Source organism: Nonomuraea sp. KM88 (assembly GCF_052245635.1).
Classification (GTDB): Bacteria; Actinomycetota; Actinomycetes; order Streptosporangiales; family Streptosporangiaceae; genus Nonomuraea.
Genome location: NZ_JBQQCC010000005.1, coordinates 77,506 through 94,531, shown reverse-complemented (window position 1 = coordinate 94,531; position 17,026 = coordinate 77,506). Strand labels below are relative to the sequence as shown.

14 protein-coding genes are annotated in these 17,026 nt (G+C 73.2%); 9 read left to right on the top strand and 5 right to left on the bottom strand.

Features of this window, described 5'->3' with window-relative positions; all coding sequences use genetic code 11:
• The first annotated feature begins 119 nt into the window (after nucleotides 1-119).
• Nucleotides 120-1,286: an elongation factor Tu gene (gene tuf / locus ACTWPV_RS17030; RefSeq protein WP_443152505.1), complete on the top strand. Its 1,167-nt coding sequence runs from the start codon at nucleotides 120-122 to the stop codon at nucleotides 1,284-1,286.
• 147 nt (nucleotides 1,287-1,433) lie between these two features.
• Here tuf and ACTWPV_RS17025 read toward each other — a convergent pair whose 3' ends face one another.
• Both ACTWPV_RS17025 and ACTWPV_RS17020 read right to left on the bottom strand, forming a co-directional pair.
• Nucleotides 1,434-4,202, bottom strand: coding sequence for a glycoside hydrolase family 2 TIM barrel-domain containing protein (locus ACTWPV_RS17025; RefSeq protein WP_443152504.1), 2,769 nt, complete (start codon nucleotides 4,200-4,202; stop codon nucleotides 1,434-1,436).
• Between the two features lie 64 nt (nucleotides 4,203-4,266).
• A complete protein-coding gene (locus ACTWPV_RS17020; RefSeq protein WP_443152503.1) occupies nucleotides 4,267-5,421 on the bottom strand; it encodes an amidohydrolase family protein in 1,155 nt (384 codons plus the stop codon).
• A 205-nt stretch (nucleotides 5,422-5,626) separates the two neighbouring features.
• Between ACTWPV_RS17020 and ACTWPV_RS17015 the strand changes: the two genes are divergently transcribed.
• The 7 genes from ACTWPV_RS17015 (at nucleotide 5,627) to ACTWPV_RS16985 (ending at nucleotide 11,844) form a co-directional block, all read left to right on the top strand.
• The gene (locus tag ACTWPV_RS17015) at nucleotides 5,627-6,001 is read left to right on the top strand and encodes a YbaB/EbfC family nucleoid-associated protein (RefSeq protein WP_347644902.1); all 375 of its coding nucleotides are present in this window, start codon (nucleotides 5,627-5,629) and stop codon (nucleotides 5,999-6,001) included.
• Nucleotides 5,998-6,903, top strand: coding sequence for a WXG100-like domain-containing protein (locus tag ACTWPV_RS17010; protein ID WP_443152502.1), 906 nt, complete (start codon nucleotides 5,998-6,000; stop codon nucleotides 6,901-6,903). The genes ACTWPV_RS17015 and ACTWPV_RS17010 overlap by 4 nt, the downstream gene beginning before the upstream one ends.
• A gap of 10 nt (nucleotides 6,904-6,913) precedes the next feature.
• The gene (locus ACTWPV_RS17005) at nucleotides 6,914-7,273 is read left to right on the top strand and encodes a hypothetical protein (protein WP_443152501.1); all 360 of its coding nucleotides are present in this window, start codon (nucleotides 6,914-6,916) and stop codon (nucleotides 7,271-7,273) included.
• Between the two features lie 147 nt (nucleotides 7,274-7,420).
• A complete protein-coding gene (locus ACTWPV_RS17000) occupies nucleotides 7,421-8,425 on the top strand; it encodes an NAD-dependent epimerase/dehydratase family protein (RefSeq protein ID WP_347644899.1) in 1,005 nt (334 codons plus the stop codon).
• Nucleotides 8,412-9,101 (top strand): PIG-L deacetylase family protein, encoded by a 690-nt coding sequence (locus tag ACTWPV_RS16995; RefSeq protein ID WP_347644898.1) that lies wholly within the window; start codon nucleotides 8,412-8,414, stop codon nucleotides 9,099-9,101. Before ACTWPV_RS17000 ends, ACTWPV_RS16995 begins: the two co-directional genes overlap by 14 nt.
• Nucleotides 9,098-10,042, top strand: a complete 945-nt coding sequence (locus tag ACTWPV_RS16990; RefSeq protein ID WP_443152500.1) for a methionyl-tRNA formyltransferase — start codon at nucleotides 9,098-9,100, stop codon at nucleotides 10,040-10,042. The genes ACTWPV_RS16995 and ACTWPV_RS16990 overlap by 4 nt, the downstream gene beginning before the upstream one ends.
• Entirely contained in the window at nucleotides 10,027-11,844 is a 1,818-nt protein-coding gene (locus ACTWPV_RS16985; RefSeq protein WP_443152499.1) for an NAD-dependent epimerase/dehydratase family protein, read from the top strand. Before ACTWPV_RS16990 ends, ACTWPV_RS16985 begins: the two co-directional genes overlap by 16 nt.
• A 70-nt stretch (nucleotides 11,845-11,914) precedes the next feature.
• Here the strand turns inward: ACTWPV_RS16985 and ACTWPV_RS16980 are convergent, their stop codons facing one another.
• From ACTWPV_RS16980 to ACTWPV_RS16970, 3 genes are read right to left on the bottom strand one after another with little or no spacing between them, the layout of a single operon-like run.
• The gene (locus tag ACTWPV_RS16980; RefSeq protein WP_443152498.1) at nucleotides 11,915-13,900 is read right to left on the bottom strand and encodes a N,N-dimethylformamidase beta subunit family domain-containing protein; all 1,986 of its coding nucleotides are present in this window, start codon (nucleotides 13,898-13,900) and stop codon (nucleotides 11,915-11,917) included.
• Nucleotides 13,897-15,177 (bottom strand): condensation domain-containing protein, encoded by a 1,281-nt coding sequence (locus tag ACTWPV_RS16975; RefSeq protein WP_443152497.1) that lies wholly within the window; start codon nucleotides 15,175-15,177, stop codon nucleotides 13,897-13,899. Before ACTWPV_RS16975 ends, ACTWPV_RS16980 begins: the two co-directional genes overlap by 4 nt.
• Before the next feature lie 11 nt (nucleotides 15,178-15,188).
• On the bottom strand, nucleotides 15,189-15,422 hold the full coding sequence (locus tag ACTWPV_RS16970; RefSeq protein ID WP_347619463.1) for an acyl carrier protein: 234 nt from the start codon (nucleotides 15,420-15,422) through the stop codon (nucleotides 15,189-15,191).
• Between the two features lie 147 nt (nucleotides 15,423-15,569).
• Between ACTWPV_RS16970 and ACTWPV_RS16965 the strand changes: the two genes are divergently transcribed.
• Complete coding sequence (locus tag ACTWPV_RS16965) at nucleotides 15,570-17,024, top strand: AMP-binding protein (RefSeq protein ID WP_443152496.1); 1,455 nt, start codon at nucleotides 15,570-15,572, stop codon at nucleotides 17,022-17,024.
• Nucleotides 17,025-17,026 lie beyond the last annotated feature (2 nt).

Genomic DNA, 17,026 nt, shown 5'->3' with positions numbered 1-17,026 from the left:
GCGTGCCTGCGACGGCCTGGAGCGCTGACCTCTTCCCGTTCGTCCTGAAGTGACCCGGCGGGGGGAGGTCGACCGGCCCTGACGGGTCACGAAGCTCGGGAGTCTCAAGAGAGGGAATCATGGCCAAGCAGGCCTATATGCGCAACAAGCCGCACCTCAACATCGGCACGATGGGCCACGTCGACCACGGCAAGACCACGCTGACCGCCGCGATCACCAAGGTGCTCGCCGCGCGGGGGCAGGCGACGTTCACGCCGTTCGAGCGGATCGACAGGACCCCGGAGGAGGCCTCCAGGGGGATCACGATCAACATCTCGCACGTCGAGTACGAGACCGCCACCAGGCACTACGCGCACGTGGACATGCCGGGGCACGCCGACTACGTGAAGAACATGATCACGGGGGCGGCGCAGCTCGACGGCGCGATCCTCGTCGTGTCCGCGCACGACGGGATCATGCCGCAGACCAGGGAGCACGTGCTGCTCGCCAGGCGGGTCGGCGTCGAGCACCTGGTGGTGGCCGTCAACAAGGCCGACGGCGCCGACCCGGAGCTGCTCGACCTGGTGGAGCTGGAGCTGCAGGACCTGCTCACCGGGCAGGGCTACGACGGCGTCCCGATGGTGCGGGTGTCCGGGCTGCGGGCGCTGGAGGGCGACCCGGTCTGGACGGCTTCGGTCGACGCGCTGCTCACGGCGGTGGACGAGCACATCCCCGTGCCGGTGCGCTACGTCGACGCGCCGTTCCTCATGCCGGTGGAGAACGTGCTGACGGTCACCGGCCGCGGCACGGTCGTCACCGGCGCCATCGAGCGTGGCGCAGTGCGCGTCGGCGACGCGGTGGACGCCGTCGGGTTCGGCGAGGGGTTCGGCGCCGTCGTCACGGGCGTGGAGACGTTCGGCAAGACGATGGAGCGGGGCGAGGCCGGCGACAACGCCGCCGTGCTGCTGCGCGGCGTGCGCCGCGAGCAGGTGCGGCGGGGGATGGTGCTGGCCGCGCCGGGCACCCAGCGGGCCCGCTCGTCGTTCACCGCCCGCGTCTACCTCCTGACCGCGGAGGAGGGCGGGCGGCGCAGGCCGGTCGTGTCCGGGTACCGGCCGCAGTTCTACGTGCGCACGACCGACGTGCCCGGCGAGCTGGCGCTGCCCGAGCCGGCGCAGCCGGGCGACACGGTCGAGGTGGCGGTGGAGCTGGGCAAGGCGGTGGCGCTGGAGCCCGGGCTCGGCTTCGCGATCCGCGAGGGCGGGCTGACGGTCGGCGCGGGCACGATCCTCACCGTGCCCGGCTGACGATCCCGCTCCGGACCGGTCAGCCTGGTCAGGCTCGGCCGGTCCGGACGGTCTCGCGGGTGCGCGGCGACGGCGGCCCGGCCTGCCGTCGTCGGGTCCGGGTGCCAGGGCCGGGTCCCGCGGCGCGCGGGGCCCGGCCCGCCGGGGTCAGGTCCGGTCGAAGCGGATCCGGAGCGTCGACCGGCGGGCCCGCAGCTCGTACGCGGGCAGCACCCCGGGGCCGCAGGTGGCGGTGCCGATGCCCTGGTGCGCGAGGTCCAGGTGGAGGTGCACGCGGTCGTCCGCCACCAGGTCGGGCCGGTGGCGGGCGCGGGTCAGCGCGTCGTTGCTCCACGGGCGCGCCGTCATCCCGAACACGGGATCCCCCGTGATCCTGAACCCGCCGAGGTCGGCCCACCGCACCTCGGCGCGGTGGCCGTTCTCCTGCGGCTGGACGTACGGCGTCTGGAGCTCGTCGATCGTGGCCGACCAGCGGCCCACGCGGGCGGCCAGCCCGGTGTCCGGGTACGCCTCGCCGGGCCCCATCCCGAACCACGTGACCCGGTCGAAGGTGCGGGGCAGCGACATGGTGACGCCGAGCCGCGGGATCGGGTCGCTCCAGTCGCCGGTGGGCTCGATGTCGAGGAGCAGCCGGAGCCCGCCGTCGAACGTCCACCGGTACGTCGCCCGGATCCCGTGGTCGGTGGCCGCGGGCGCGACCCGGGTGCGGACGGTCAGCTCGTCGCCCTGTTCGACCGCGTCGACCCGGTGCGTGAGCCGGTGCAGGCCGAGCCCGCGCCAGGCGCCTTCGAGCCCGCCGTACCTGTCGTTGTCGGTGGGCGGCCGCCACAGGTCGAGCCGCGGGCCTTCGACGTCGATCCCGAAGAGCCGGACGAGCCGGCCCGACGCGGCGTCGAACGCGCAGTCGCCGGCGGTGATCTCCGAGCCGCCGCGCACGAGCGCCGCGGCCGGCCGTTCGAAGCGGGCGGGATGCCGGACGAGCAGCGCCTGCCCCCACGCGACCTCGTGGCCGGCCCGCGCCCACGGCTCGTCGCGGGCGAGCACGGCGCGCACGGTCAGCCACCGTTCGCCGTCGGGGCCGCTCGCGCCGGGCACCTTGCACTCGCCGCCGCCGGCGGGCACGTCGAGCCGGTGCTCGGCGACGGTCTCGCCCTCCACCTCCACCGAGGCGACGAACTCCAGGTGGGACAGGTCCCGGAAGCCGTGTCCGTTGACGATGCGCACGACCCCGTCGCCGAACTCGAACCGGACCGGCTCGAACACCTTCTTCAGGTCGAGCAGCCCGGGGGACGGCGTGCGGTCGGGGAACACGAGCCCGTCGATCACGAAGTTGGAGTCGTGCACGGGCTCGCCGTAGTCGCCGCCGTAGGCGTACTCGTGGTCGGGGTGCTCGAGCCCGTGGTCGATCCACTCCCAGACGAACCCGCCGGCCAGCCGCGGGTAACGCTCGAACAACTCCTGGTACTCGGCCAGCCCGCCGGGCCCGTTGCCCATGGCGTGGGCGTACTCGCACTGCAGGAACGGCATCGCCCGCCGCCGCGCGTCCTGGCCGGGGTCGTCGAGCGCCTCCTCCTCGTAACGGCCGATGGCCTCGACCTCGGCGTGGGAGGCGTACATCCGCGAGTAGACGTCGGTGTGCGCGCAGGAACGGTCGCCCTCGTAGTGCAGCGGGCGGGACGGGTCGCGCTCGCGGGTCCAGGCGGACATGACGGCCAGATTCCTGCCGACGCCCGCCTCGTTGCCGAGCGACCACATGATGACGCTGGGGTGGTTCTTGTCGCGTTCGACCATGCGGCGCATGCGGTCGAGCAGCGCGTCGGCGTAGCGGGGGTCGTCGGTGGGGTTGCCGTACCAGCCGACCTGGCCGAATCCGTGGGTCTCGAGGTCGCACTCGTCGATCACCCACAGGCCCAGCTCGTCGCACAGGTCGAGGAAGGCGGGGTGCGGCGGGTAGTGGCTGGTCCTGACGGCGTTGACGTTGTGCCGCTTCATCAGCAGCACGTCCTCGCGCATCGTCTCGTAGGTGACCGCGCGGCCGTGCCGGGGGTGGAACTCGTGCCGGTTGACGCCCTTGAGCAGCAGCGGGCGCCCGTTGGCGAGGAGCACGCCGTCCGCGATGGAGATCGTCCGGAAGCCGACGCGCAGGTGCACGGCCTCGCCCGGACAGGCCAGCACGGCGTCGTACAGGCGGGGGGTCTCGGCCGTCCACGGCTCCGCCTCGACCGTGATCTCGGCGCCCGGCTCCAGCCCGGCGACGCCGAGTTCGGGGACGCTCAGGGTGCCCTCGCCGTCGAAGCGGAGCGTGCCGCGCCCGTCGGCGTAGGACGCGTGCACGAAGACGTCGGCGGTGGAGCGGGTGAGCGTGACGTCGCGGAAGATGCCCGGCAGCCACCACATGTCCTGGTCTTCCAGGTAGCTCGCGGCCGACCACTGGTGCACGCGCACGGCGAGCACGTTGTGTCCCGGCCGCAGCCACGGGCCGGCGTCGAACTCGGCCGGCACCCTGCTTCCGGTCCAGAAGCCCAGCTCGTGGCCGTTGAGCCAGACCCTGGCGAAGGATTCGGCGCCGTCGAACCGCAGGCGGCCGCCCGTCCACCCCTCGGGTAGGTCGAACGCGCGGCGGTAGTCGCCCGTGGGGTTCTCCCCTGGCACATGGGGCGGGTCGACGGGGAACGGGTAGGAGACGTTGGTGTAGGCGGGGGCGCCGTGGCCGTGCAGCGGCCAGTGGCTGGGGACGGGCAGGTCGTGCCAGCCGGCGTCGTCGTAGTCGGGCCGGGCGAAGTCGTCGGGGACGCCGGCCACGGGCGAGAGGCGGAAGCGCCACGTGCCGTTGAGGTCGATGGCGGGGGCGTCGGAACGGAGGGCCGCGCGGGGTTCGAGCAGGCCGGAACCGGGGCGGAAGCTTTCGAGGTCCATCGCCGCCGAGCCTAAGGCTTCGCGGCGGTTTCGTCATGGTCGCGTTGTCTGTCCGGTGCTCCGTTCACGTGCCGGGGCCCAGGTCGTAGACGCGGCGGGCGTTCTCGACGCCGATCATCGAGGCCACCCGCGCCGCCTGGGCGGCCGACCACTCCCCCTCGGCCACGAACCCGCCGAGCACGCGCGCCATCGCCCGCCGCCACAACAGGGCTCCGAGAAGGTGCAGTTCGGCCGGGCCCCAGGCGTCGGAGGAGAAGAGCACCTTCGAGAACGGCGCCACCTCGAGGCTCTCGGCCACCAGCGCCGTGCTCCGCGCCCCCGTGTGGGGGACCCCGAGCCCCACGTCGAAGAAGACGTTCGGGTACGCCTCCGCCAGCAGCCCCGCGTGCCGGTGGTAGGGGTAGCAGTGCAGCAGCACCAGCGGCACCCCGGTGGGCTCGGCCCGCTCGATGAGGCCGCGCAGCAGCAGCGGGTCGGAGCGGCGCAGGTCGATGTCGGGGTCGCCGTAGCCGATGTGGAACTGCAGGGGCAGCCCCCGGTCGAGCCCGGCCCAGATCAGGTGCCGCAGCAACACGGGATCGTCCAGCCGCCCGCCTCCCCCGGCCAGCCAGCGCCCGGCGGCCTCGGCGACCTCTGCCGCCGGGGGCGGCTCGGGGTCGAAGTCGAGGCCGTGCCGGTAGGCGACGATGGTCTTGAGCCCGCGCGCCGTGCGGGCGCGCTCCCACAGGGCCTCCGCGAACCGGCCGGCGAACGCGCCCGCCTCGCATCCGGCGGCGGCGACCTGCTCGGCCACGGTCTCCAGCCGCACCACCTCGTCGGCGGGCGAGCCGCTGGCCTCGGCCATGCCGGCCGGCCCGAGGAGCTCGTCGCCGCGGTAGCCGGTCTCGACGAGGAAGTGCCCGGCGCCGCAGGCCGTCAGCAGCAGCCGGTTGACCTCGCCGGTGCCGAGCCTGGCCCGCCTGGCCAGGTATTCCTCCGGCGCGCAGTGCGGGGCGAGGCCGAGCACGGGCGCGCAGTGGCGCAGGATCGCGTAACCGAGCTGGGAGTCGAAGCGGGTCATCCACTCGGGCACCGGCCGGTCGGACTCGCCGATCATCTCCTCGAACGCCCTGCGCGGCAGGTCGCGGGTGGTGGCGCCGTGCACGTGGTGGTCGACCAGCGGCAGCTCGTCGATGACCCGCGCGAGGCCGCTGGGCACGAGGTCGAGCTCCATGGACATCGGCGATGTCTCCCAAGGTCAGCGTAGGCGACCAGGATAGGCGAAGCACCGCGCCCGCCGGGGTTCACGCGCCGCCGCCCGGCGGACGGCCCACGCAAAAGGTCCGGGACGTCCATATATGTCCGGCTTTGTTTGTGGATAAGGTAGAAGATCTTCAATGACAGCAGCGACGTGCCAGGGCAGGGTTGTGAGCCAGGAGACGGGGATGACACCACCGGCGGAGCCTCTCGACGCAGCAGGAGATCAGGAGCTCGGAAGGCTGCTCAAGGGCTACCACGAGGACGTGGCGGCGCTGGAGCGGCTGAACGAGCAGGTCACCGCGGTCAAGGGCCGCGGCGAGGCGGCGCAGGGACGCGTGGTCGCCGAGACCTCACAGACCGGCGGGCTCACTGGGCTCACCATCGACCCGCGTGCCATGCGCCTCGGCTCGGAGGCGCTTGCCGAAGCCATCCTGGAGGCGGCGGGCGAGGCGGCGCGCGACGCCGGGCAGGCGGCGGCCGACCTGGTGACTCCGTTCCTCGCCGGAACACCGCTGGACGACGGCATGCAGGACGACCCCCGCGGGGGTCGCAGACGTTGAAGTTCAACTTCGGCCGCGCGGGCATCCTCGGTTTCGGGACCCTCGGACTGGCCGGCTTCGTCTTCCAGATGCTCGCCGTCGACTATCCGAAAGGGGATCCCGCCAAGGCCCGCCAGGCCGCCGGCGTCTGGAGACGGCTCGCCGACCGCATCGAGCAGAGCCCGCGCCACACGTTCCCCGCGGCCGAGGCCGTCTGGCGGCGCAACGGCGGCGACGGGGTGGACGCCTACAAGCGCGCCGTCGCCGCCGATCTGTATCCCGCGGACGAGGGCGCGGGGTACGCCGCCAGGCTCGCCCGCCGCTGCCGGCAGAACGCCGCGGCCTGCGAGGAGTTCGCCGACGTGATCGACGCGGCGCGGCGCACGTACGAGACGCTCGCCATGGCCAACTTCGCCAGCTTCGTCTACATCGCCACCTTTCCCTGGCAGGCGGGAGCGGCGTACCAGGTCACCCAGTTCCTCATGCGCCGGGCGCAGGCGGGCATGCTGGCGAAGCTGCTGGAGCACAGCATCGCCAGGATCGTGCTGAGCAAGCTGACGGAGTACTCCCTCGGCAGCGCCATCTTCGCGGTCGGCGACGTGTCGGTGATGGCGGGGGTCAAGGCGCTGCGGGGCGAGGACGTCGGGTCGTTCGAGGAGAACGCGACGCGCGCGATGAAGGAGTTCGCCGCGTCGGTCGCCTTCTACGGCGTGTTCGACGCCGCGGCGCCCCTGGTGAAGAGGGTGAGCGCCAACCCTGACGTGCAGTACTACCTGAGCCGGCTGGCCGGCGGATCGATCGGCTACGGCCCCACGTACGACGCCCTGAGCGGGGAGACGGGCGCCGAGCTCGTCCCCACCTGGAAGGAGACCCTCGGCAGGACGCTGGTGTATTTCGCCATGGCTCACAAACCCGCGCAATGAAGGGACCCACATGGAGATCGACCGACCAGGGATCGAATCGTCGGCGGAGGCGTTCGAGATCGAGGCCGGCGAGTTAGCCGCGTTCGTCACGCTGATGGGGGAGGAACTCGACGCCATCGGCGACTTCTGGGGCGACGGCAAGGAGGGCGTGACCTTCTTCAAGGGCCAGGACGGCGGCATGGGGTACGAAGCGGTCACCGGCCAGGTCATGGAGGGCATCGACGTGTTCCACTCCGCGCACCAGGAGATCGCCACCCGGCTGCGGGCGATGTCCGGCAGCGTCGCGGTGGCCGACTGGGAGAGCGTGCTGGCCATCCTCGAGACCCTTCCTCCGCCCGACCCCGGCACGCCGGTCTGGGGCACGATATAGCCGCGTGGACGTGCCGATACCCGGGCCCGGTGAAAAGTTGTGGCCATGGGTGACAAGAAGGGCGAAAACTGTTTTAATCCCGCCTAGATGACAAAGGGGCTACATAGCCCCGTGTGACCGTTTTCCTCGAGCGGGAAAGGCGGGTCCGTGCGAGCACCAGGTGGCGAAGTCGTCATCACCGGCGGTCTCGGTTTCATCGGCTCTCATCTCGTGGACGCCTACCTCGCGGCCGGCCACCGCGTACGGATCATCGACTCGAACGCCGGCGCGGTCATCGACGGCGAGGACTACGACGCCGACCCCCGATGCGCCGTCATCAGGGAGCGCGTCGAGGACTACCTGGCCGCGGGCGGCGACTTCGCGGGCGTGGACCGGGTCATCCACGCCGCCTCCTACGTGGGCCCGGCCAGCATCCTGTCACGGGCGGGACGGCTCGGCCACGACATCATCGGGAGCACCGCGCCGGTCATCGAAGCATGCATGAACGCGGGGACGCCGCTGTGCGTGTTCAGCTCCGCCGAGGTGTACGGCCGCAGCGGCGTCCTGGACGAGAAGGACGACATCGTCGTCCCGACGCAGTACAACACGCGCATCGAGTACGCGGTCGCCAAGACCCTCGCCGAGGCGATGGTCTGCAACAGCCGCCGGCACGGGTTGCGCGGGATCGTCATCCGGCCGTTCAACGTGGCCGGGACGCGGCAGTCTCGGGCCGGCGGGTTCGTGATGCCGACGTTCGTGCAGCAAGCGCTGGCCGGGCGGCCCATCACCGTCTTCGCGGGCGGTGACCAGATCAGGGCGTTCATCGCGGCGGGCGACCTGACGGGCTTCCTCACCGGCTACATGGACCTGGCGCTGCAGGGCGACGAGGTCATCATCAACGTCGGCAACCCCGCCAACGCCGTCACCATCATGGACCTGGCGCAACGCGTCAAGAGCCTGCTCGCCAGCCCCTCCCCCATCGTCAGGGTGGACGGCAGGAGCGTGCACGGCCCCCACTACGCGGAGGCCGAGTCGTTCCACAAGATCCCCGCGCTCAGGGCGGCCACCGACCTGGGCTGGCGGCCCCGGATCCCGCTCGACGAGCTGATCCTGAGCACCGCCGACTACTACCGTGCCAGAGAGGACCGAAGGGCAGTGAATGCGCCGCTTTGACCGCGTCTTGGTGATCTCCCCCCACGCCGACGACGAGGTTCTGGGCTGCGGCGGCCTGATGGCGGCGCAGGCCGACGCCGGAGCCGAGGTGCACGTCCTGTACCTGGCCGTGGACGGCATGCGCCACTACGGGCTCGACGGGGCCACCACCTACCGCCAGCGCCTGGACGAGATCGAGAACGTGCGCGACGTGCTCGGCTTCACGTACGAGATCGCGTACGGGGACCGCGGGCTGACCGAACGGCTCGACACGCTGCCGCGCAGGGAACTGGTCGACCTGTTCGAGCAGGCGCTCAACGAGCGGCGGCCCGACCTGCTGCTGCTGCCCAGCTTCGCCGACTACGACCAGGACCACTGCGCGGTGTTCCACGCCGCCTTCGCCGCGGCCCGGCCGATCGCGCCGCAGTTCGGCAAGTGGCTGGTGCCCAACGTGTTCATGTACGAGATGTCGAAGATCCAGTGGGCCTCGGAGCCGATCCCGCGCTCGACGGCGTACTGCGACATCGGCCCCCACCTGCGGCGCAAGCTCGACGCGTTGCGCGGCTACAAGAGCCAGCACCGGCCCTCGCCGCACATCAGGAGCGAGGAGTCGGTGACGGCGCTGGCCACGCTGCGCGGGGCGGAGATCGGCGTCGCCCACGCCGAGGCGTTCGGGGTGCTGAGGGAGGTCCTGTGAAGACGTTCGCGTTCGCCACCGGCATGGAGTTCGCCGCCCCGGCCGTGGACGTGCTGGTCGCGCAGGGCACGCCGCCGTCGCTGCTGATCGGCTACCCGCCGCGGCTCAGCCACCGCTCCGGATACGCGCCGCTGCGCGAGGCGTCGGACAAGCACGGCATCCCGCTCCTGGAGACGGACGACATCAACGACGGGCAGGCCTACGAGCGGGTCAAGGACATGGACCTGTTCGTCATCGCCGGATGGTCGCAGCTCGTCCGCGAGCCGCTGCTGTCGGCCTGCCCGAGGGGGTCGATCGGCCTGCACCCCACCCGGCTGCCCGAGGGGCGGGGACGGGCCGCGCTGCCCTGGACGATCATCAAGCGGCTCACCACGAGCGCAGTCAGCCTCTTCTTCCTGGACGAGGGCGCCGACACCGGTGACCTGATCGCGCAGCGGGAGTTCACCGTCAGCCGGCGCGACGACGTCACCGCGGTGTACCGCAAGGTCACCGAGATCAACATCGACCTGCTGGCGACGTACATCCCGCTGCTGCTGGACGGGCGGGTGGTGGCGCGGCCGCAGGAGCCCGGCGGGTCGTGGTGGGAGAAACGGCGGCCGGACGACGGGGTGATCGACTGGTCGCGGCCCGCCTCCGACCTCTACGACTGGGTGCGCGCGCTGGCCGCCCCCTATCCGGGCGCGTTCACGTCCGTGGCGGGGCGGCGGCTGTACGTGCACAGCGCCGACCTCATCGAGCACGGCGGGCCGGGAGCGGGGGCGGAGCACCCGGGCACGGTGCTCGCGCCCGTCTGGTCGACCGGCACCGGCGGGATGCTGGTGGCGTGCGGGTCGGGGCTGCTGGTGGTACGCGAGGTCCAGTGGGAGGGCGGCGACCGGCGCGACGCCCTCGGCCTGCTGGAGTCGGACGAGCTCGCGGTCGGCACATGCCTGGGCACCTGAAGCCGTCCACGGTGCGGCTGACCGGTGCGGTGATGGCGCATCCCCGGCGCAGGGAGGCGGCCGCCCGGCTGGCCGGGGACGTCCTGGACGTCGTGACCGACCCCGATCCCGCGGGCACGCCCTCGGCGTTCCGCACCTCCCTGCTGGCCTGGTCGAGCATCCCCGAGCACGCCACCCACCACGTGCTGCTGCACGACGACATGGCCCTGTCCGACCGGTTCTTCGAGCGCGCCGAGCGCGCCGCGCGCGCCATGCCGGGCGCCGCGCTGGCCCTGTTCGCGTTCTGGAACTCGCGCAACGGCGCCGCCGTGCGGATGGGCGCGCTGGCCGGGGCACGCTGGGTGCGCGGGGCGGGCGAGTACACACCGGTGGCCGCGCTGCTGCTGCCCAGGCACGTCGCCGCGGGATACGTGGAATGGGCCGGGGACCGGGGCGGGACCTGGCCGGACGACGTGCTCATGGGCCGCTACCTGCGCCAGGCCGGCGTGCCGGTGTACGTGGCGGTGCCGAGCCTGGCCGAGCACGAGGACCTGGCCAGCCTGGTGGAGAACGACTTCCAGGGGGTGCGCCGCTCCCCGTGCTTCTTCGCCGACGACCCGCCGGCCGGCGCGGGCGAGGAGCGGGTGCTCGACCGGCTGCCGGTGATCCCGTTCTTCAAGCGCGGCGTGGCCCAGTGCGCGGTACGCGTGCCGGAGACCGGCCGGTGGCGGGACCTACGCTGCGACGACTACCTGGCGGGCCTCGGGATCGACGCGGGCCCGCTGCGGAACCAGGCAGGTGCCGGGCCGCACTTCCCGCTGTGGCTGGCGGCGTACACGATGGGGGTCGTCCACCGCGGGCCGCGCGGGGACGCGCGGGTCGTGGACGAGGCGCTGGCCACCATGGGCCCCGGCGGGCTCTGCCACGAGCTCGGGGCGCGCGAGCTCGCCCGGCTGTGGCCGGAGATGCATGACGTCGCCCGGGCGGGCCTCGAAGCGGGGCTTTCCCGCGCGCCGGCCGCGCGCGGACCCCGGCCGCTCCCGGCCACCGCCCGCACACCGCCCGCCGCCCTGGAGCGCGTCGGGGTGGCCGTGAGCGGCGCGGCGACGTTCGTCCGGCAGCACGTGGCGGACGCGCTGGCCGACCGGGGCTTCCGCCTGTCCGGGGGCGGCGGGGGCGACGCCGGCGTCGTGGTGCACGTCTGCGCGCTCGGCTGGGACGCGGACGCGGACCCCGAGGAGGAGGTACGGCTGGCCCGCGCCGCCTTCGCGGGCGGCCGTGGCGGGGTGCTGCTGAGCTCGTGCCGCGTCTATCCGGCGCGGAAGTGGGTGGACGAGGAGACGCCTGTCGACCCGGCGGCCACACCCCTGGCCCGGGCCCTCAGCGCCGTCGAGTCGGCCGCCCCGGGCTCCGTGGTGCTGCGGCTCGGCGAGCCGTACGGGCCCGGCATGCCCCAGCGAGGGGCCGTGGCGGAGCTGGTGCTGCGCTCGTCGCTCAACCGTCCGGCGCCCGTCGACGGCCCTCCCGTGCAGCTCGTGCACGTCCGGGACGTGGCTCAGGCGGTCCTTGCGGCGCTGGAGAACGGGGTCGCGGGGCGGGTGTACAACGTCGCGGGGCGGCGGCGGTGGCGCATGCGGGAACTGGCCGAGGCGGTGTCCAAGGCGGTGCGGCCGGTCCGCATGGAGACGTCGGAGAGTCCCGGCGGGCCGCTGGTCAACGTGGAGCGGGCAGGTGTGGAGCTGGGCTGGCGGGCCGAGGTGACGCTGGACTACGGGCTGCACACCTTCGCGCAGTGGCTGGCGTACGAGAGCGACCGCGCCTGACCCGGCCCCGCAGAGCACCCGCGCCCGGCCGTCACCCGCGGACCACCACCGGCCGCGCGCCCGGTCCCGTTCATGCGATCGGCCGCCAGCGGAGAGTGCCGCCGGGGCCCGTGCCGATGAGGCGGCCGGACGCGGCGGCGAGGACGGTCTGTCCGGCCGCGGGGCCGAGATCCGCCCATGGGGTTTCGTGGCGGCTCACCGATCTGGTGAGGACACGGTCGCCGGCGACGCCGAACAACCTGCCGTTCATCGCGGCCAGGGTTGCCGAACCGACCACTGTGCCGCTCTCCGGGCCGCTCTCCGGGCCGCTCTCCGGGCCGCTCTCTGCGCCGATCTCTGCGCCGATCTCCGGGCCGATCGTTGCGCCGGGTGCCGGGCCGATCAGGGTCCAGTCGTGTGCGGGGAGCCGCCGGATGGGGAGGTGCCAGAGCTCGTTCGCGGTGGTGACGGCGAACAACGCTTCGTCGGCGGCGGCGAGTCCGGTGGTGCCCTCAGGTGCCCGGCCGACGTCCTGCCAGGGTGCGGGACCCGGCACGGGGTCTCGGTAGCGGATCGTCGCGTCGGGGGCGACGCCGTAGAGACCGGCGGGCGGGCCGCCGTGCGCCTCCCTCGGAGCGGCCAGGGCGATCGCGTCCGTCTCGTCGATCGTTCGCCACGGAAGGTTCTGGCCGGAGATGTCCCGGTACGCGAGCGTGCCGTCCGCGCAGGCGGCGAAAAGCCGGCCCTCACAACACACCAGCGCCCGGACGCCACCGGCGCGCGGGGCGGGCACGGCGGGGGTGGGGCCGATCGGTTCCCAGGTGGGTCCGGGCGGAGGTTGGGAGAGGCGGTCGAGGACGTTGCGGGTGATCCGGGCCAGTGCCGGGTCGTGCAGGGTGTTGCCCCAGTTGATGGTGCCCGCGTTGAAGACGGTGCCCGCGCCGAGGCGGTGCACGCTCATGGTGGCCGCCCCGGCCCTGCCGTAGCGGCGCCAGTGGGCGAGGTCGGCGGTGGCGAGCACGACGAGCGACGCAGGCGCGCCGTCGCGGCCGGAGGCCCGGGGGACGCCGTCCACCCAGTCGAGGTCGGCGGCGTCCGTCTCGTAACCGATCGCCCCCCGCCCGAACGTGTCGCCGTCGGCCAGCCCGGCGCCCTCGAACACCCAGTGCCCGGCGAAGCGGACGGTGTAGGACTCCTCGGCCATGACGCGCGAGTCGACCCAGCAGCCGGCGCCGTTCCTGAAGGACAGGCCGGTCAGGAGGTTCTCCGGGCGGTTGACGGGCTCGCTGGGCCATTCGACGGTGACGCGGCCAGGGTCGGTGGCGGCCATCGGGTCGGCGACGGCGTCGCGGTAGCAGACCATGGTCCGCAGGTCGTCCTCGAAACGGACCTGCCACCAGCAGGTGTTGCCGGAGAAGATGGCGATGTTGCCGCCGCGGCGGGCGAACTCCTCGGCCGCGTCCCGCATCTCCCACGACCAGTACTCGTCGTGCCCGTTGACGACCAGCAGCCGGTAGCGGCTCAGCAGGTCAGGACCCCCATGCGGGCCGGGGCCCTCGCGAGGGGCGAGGTCAGGGCGGTCGAGGGCAGGACGGGCGGGGGCGCCGTGCAGGTCGAGGGCCGAGCAGTAGTCGACGGTGTAGCCGGCCGGCGCGAGCCAGCGGAGCAGGCCCAGCTCCCACTCCTCGATCTGCGGCCCGGCTCCCGGCCGGTCGAAGGTGACCTTGACGGCGCGGTCGGGCTGCTCCGACTGGTAGAGGCCCTCGCCGGGGACGCCGGGCCGGTTGTACGCCTCCCAGGTGGGGAACGGGATCGACACCAGAATCGGCGAAGCGGGCATAACACTGCGTACGACGAAATATGCTGGAGTTTCATGGTAGACGGCTCGGTAGAGCGAGCTGGGCCAGTCCGCCCCCACCTTCAGCGTCCAGCCCGGCCCGGGCGCGGCGGCGCCTTCCAGGACGGTCCGCCCGGACGGCACGTCCTCCACCCTGATCGGCCCGCCGCCCTCGTCGAGCAGGCGGAAACGCAGTGCCTCGCCCTGCGCGCACGACGTCGCCGTGGCGTACAGGCTCATGAGCGGGCCTCCCCCACGACCAGCTTCTCCAGGTCGAGCAGATAGCGCTCGGCCCCCGGCGGCGGCAGCAGCGCGGTGTCGGCGTAGCACGACACCTCCATCCGGCCTGGCTCGCCGCCGACGTGCACGCGGAAGTCGCAGATGTTGCGGTCCATCGCGTCCGTCCTGGCCACCTCCGCCACTCCTGGTACGGGCTCGCGCGGCGCGCCGTCCTCCTGCACGAGCCGCTGGTCGTTGAAGCAGCCGAACGACCTGATCCCCGGCCCGGCGGCGCCGACCGCCTCCGCCATCGCGCACGGGTCGTACTGGGCCAGCCGGTAGGCGCGCAGCGCGCTCCCCCACGCCTGGCGTACCAGCGCGTCGAACGACTCCGTACGGAGGTCGAGCACCACGAGCGCCTCCTGCGAGATCGTGCCCACCACGTCGCGGCGGCCGGCCGCGAACCGGTTGTTCACGATCACCCGCATCCCGTGGAACCGCTGCCCGGTGAGCCCGCCGGCCAGCCGCATCACGGCCGCCAGCAGCACGGTCGAGGAGCTGACCCGGTTGCGGGCGGCGACGTCCTGCGCGGCGGCGTCGAGGGCGGGCGAGCGGAGGGTGACCTCCACGAACCGGGGCCGGCCTGGCGGGTGGGACGGCGGCGGGACCGGGTCGAGGCGGGCGTGCTCGGCGAGCCAGGCGGCGATGGTCTCGCGCGACAGACGCAGGCCCTCGGCCGAGCCCTGCCAGGCGGCCAGTTCCCTGGGGGTCGGGCCCTGCGGGGGCGGCAGGGAGTCGCGCAGCAGGAGCAGCCGGAAGTCCTTGACGACGAGGTCGGCCGCGTGGCCGTCGGCGGCGAGGTGGCTGAGGACCAGGACGACCTGGCGTACGTGTGCTCCCTCCGTCACGAACGCCACCCGCAGCGGCCACTCCTGCTCGTACCGGAACGGCACGGCGGCCAGCCGGTCGCACACCTGCTGGGCCGGCTCGTCCCCGGTCACCTCGAAGGCGGGCCGCGCCTCGGGGAAGATCCGCTGCAGCGGCGCGTCGCGCGGTCCGGCGAGCCGGGTGCGCAGGGACTCGTGCCGGGCGACCAGCCGGTCGAGGGCCTGGGCGGCGCGCTCCACGGTGACGGGCCGCTTCCTGGGCGCGTCGAACACGCGGCCGATGGTCAGGTAGTGGTCCTGCGGCTCGGCCGCGCGGACGGCCCGCCAGATGTCCTGCTGGCCCCAGGTGAGCGGCACGGTCAACGGCGCGGCGAGGGGCGCGGTGAGCGGCGCGCCGACCGGTTCAGCCATGCCCGGGCGGGTCAGCCGTGCAGCCGTACGTAGTCCACCAGCTCGTCGAGGCCGTCCAGGGTGGCGGGTTCGAGCTGCACCCCGAACTCGGCCTCCACCGCGTCGATCAGCCGCAGGTAGGCGAGCGAGGTGACGCCGAGATCGCTCAGCCGGGTCCGCCCGGCCATCACCTCGGCCGGGTCGACGGCGCCGTCCGTGGCCTTGACGATCATGCCGGCGAGCCGCTCGCGGAGCTCTCCATCCATCTGCACCTGGCGAACCCTCCGTGATCGGGGAATCCGCGGCGAGTGTGTCACGCGTGACCAGATGTCGGCAAGCGCCAGAAGGTGAGGGCTTGACGCCTTTGTGCATTTTTTCTAGCGTCAAGCGGCACGACGAAAAAAATTCTGGGGGTGGTTCCGTCGGCCCTTCCAGTCCCCGAACTCCTGTCGTCCCGAGCAGCCACCGAACCCGAGCACGAAGCGCTCGTCGTCGCCGGCCAGGGAGCCCTGACCCTGCGCGAATGGGACGAGCGCTCCACCGCCGCCGCCCGCGGGCTGCCGGGGCCCCTCCAGGGTGATCGGGTGGCGCTGGTGTTCGGCGGCCAGGACTGGCTGGACTACGCGGTGAGTTGGATGGCCGTGCTGAAAGCGGGCGGCGTGGCGGTGCCGCTGCCGGACCGGGCGGCCCCTCCCGAGCAGGCGTACATGATCGGGCACTGCGGCGCCGCCGCGGTGGTGCACGGCCGCGACGCGCTGCGCGAGCCGCCGGCGGGGCCCGCCGTCATCGCCTTCGAGCAGCTGTCACGCCCCTCGGAAGCGCCGCCTCCGCCCGCGCTCGACCCGCTCTCGCTCGCCCAGATCCTCTACACCTCCGGCACCACCGGCCGGCCCAAGGGCGTGGCCGCAACCCACGCCAACCTGACCTCACCGACGGTGCACCCCAAGCGCCGCCCGTTCGCCCATTCCCGGCATCTGGTGCACGCCTTCCCGATCGGTACGAACGCCGGCCAGGTGATGTTGCTCCACGCGCTCACCGCGGCCCCCACGGTGGTCACGCTGCCGGTGTTCACCCCGTCCCGTTTCGCCGCCCTGATCGAGGAGCACGCGGCCGGCACCTGCTTCGTGGTGCCCGCGATGGCGATCGAACTGCTCAACGCCCGCGTGCAGGACCGCCACGACCTGTCGAGCGTGCTGCTGCTCGGCTCGGCCGCCGCCGCGCTCCCGCCGGCCGTGGCCGCCGAGCTCACCAGCGCGTTCCCCAACGCGACCGTGGCCAACTACTACACCTCCACGGAGGCGGCGCCCGCCCAGACCATCATGATCTACGACGGCGACCGGCCCGGCTCCCTCGGCCGCGCCGCGGGCGGGTCGCGGCTCAGGATCGCCGGCCCTGCGGGCGAACCCGTACCCGCCGGGACCACCGGCGAGGTGTGGCTGCGCGCGGCCGACCACCCCCGCGCCTACTACGGCGAGCGGGACGACGCCTTCCAGGACGGCTGGGTGCGCATGGGCGACTTGGGCTACCTCGACGACGAGGGCTACCTGTACCTCGTCGACCGCGACGGCGACGTGATCAAGTCGGGCGCGTTCAAGGTCTCGACGCTGCAGGTCGAGACCGCGCTGCACGAGCATCCCGCGGTGGCGGACGCGTCGGTCTTCGGCGTGCCGCACCCGGTGATGGGCACGGCGGTGGCCGCGGCGGTGGTGGCCCGCGAGCCGCTGGCGCTCAGCGACGTGCGGTCCTTCCTCGGCGGCCGGTTGGCCGGGCACGCGCTGCCGTCGAAGCTGCTCTGCCTCGACGTCCTGCCGAGGAACGCCGCGGGCAAGGTCATCAAGCGGGAACTGCGCCGTCTGGCAGAGGAGTGAAC

What these genes read in the sequence shown, in the direction of transcription:
- tuf (WP_443152505.1), top strand. Translation starts at nt 120, where the DNA reads ATGGCCAAGCAGGCCTATATGCGCAACAAGCCGCACCTCAACATCGGC.
- ACTWPV_RS17025 (WP_443152504.1), bottom strand. Translation starts at nt 4,202, where the DNA reads ATGGACCTCGAAAGCTTCCGCCCCGGTTCCGGCCTGCTCGAACCCCGC.
- ACTWPV_RS17020 (WP_443152503.1), bottom strand. Translation starts at nt 5,421, where the DNA reads ATGTCCATGGAGCTCGACCTCGTGCCCAGCGGCCTCGCGCGGGTCATC.
- ACTWPV_RS17015 (WP_347644902.1), top strand. Translation starts at nt 5,627, where the DNA reads ATGACACCACCGGCGGAGCCTCTCGACGCAGCAGGAGATCAGGAGCTC.
- ACTWPV_RS17005 (WP_443152501.1), top strand. Translation starts at nt 6,914, where the DNA reads ATGGAGATCGACCGACCAGGGATCGAATCGTCGGCGGAGGCGTTCGAG.
- ACTWPV_RS16995 (WP_347644898.1), top strand. Translation starts at nt 8,412, where the DNA reads ATGCGCCGCTTTGACCGCGTCTTGGTGATCTCCCCCCACGCCGACGAC.
- ACTWPV_RS16985 (WP_443152499.1), top strand. Translation starts at nt 10,027, where the DNA reads ATGCCTGGGCACCTGAAGCCGTCCACGGTGCGGCTGACCGGTGCGGTG.
- ACTWPV_RS16980 (WP_443152498.1), bottom strand. Translation starts at nt 13,900, where the DNA reads ATGAGCCTGTACGCCACGGCGACGTCGTGCGCGCAGGGCGAGGCACTG.
- ACTWPV_RS16975 (WP_443152497.1), bottom strand. Translation starts at nt 15,177, where the DNA reads ATGGCTGAACCGGTCGGCGCGCCGCTCACCGCGCCCCTCGCCGCGCCG.
- ACTWPV_RS16970 (WP_347619463.1), bottom strand. Translation starts at nt 15,422, where the DNA reads ATGGATGGAGAGCTCCGCGAGCGGCTCGCCGGCATGATCGTCAAGGCC.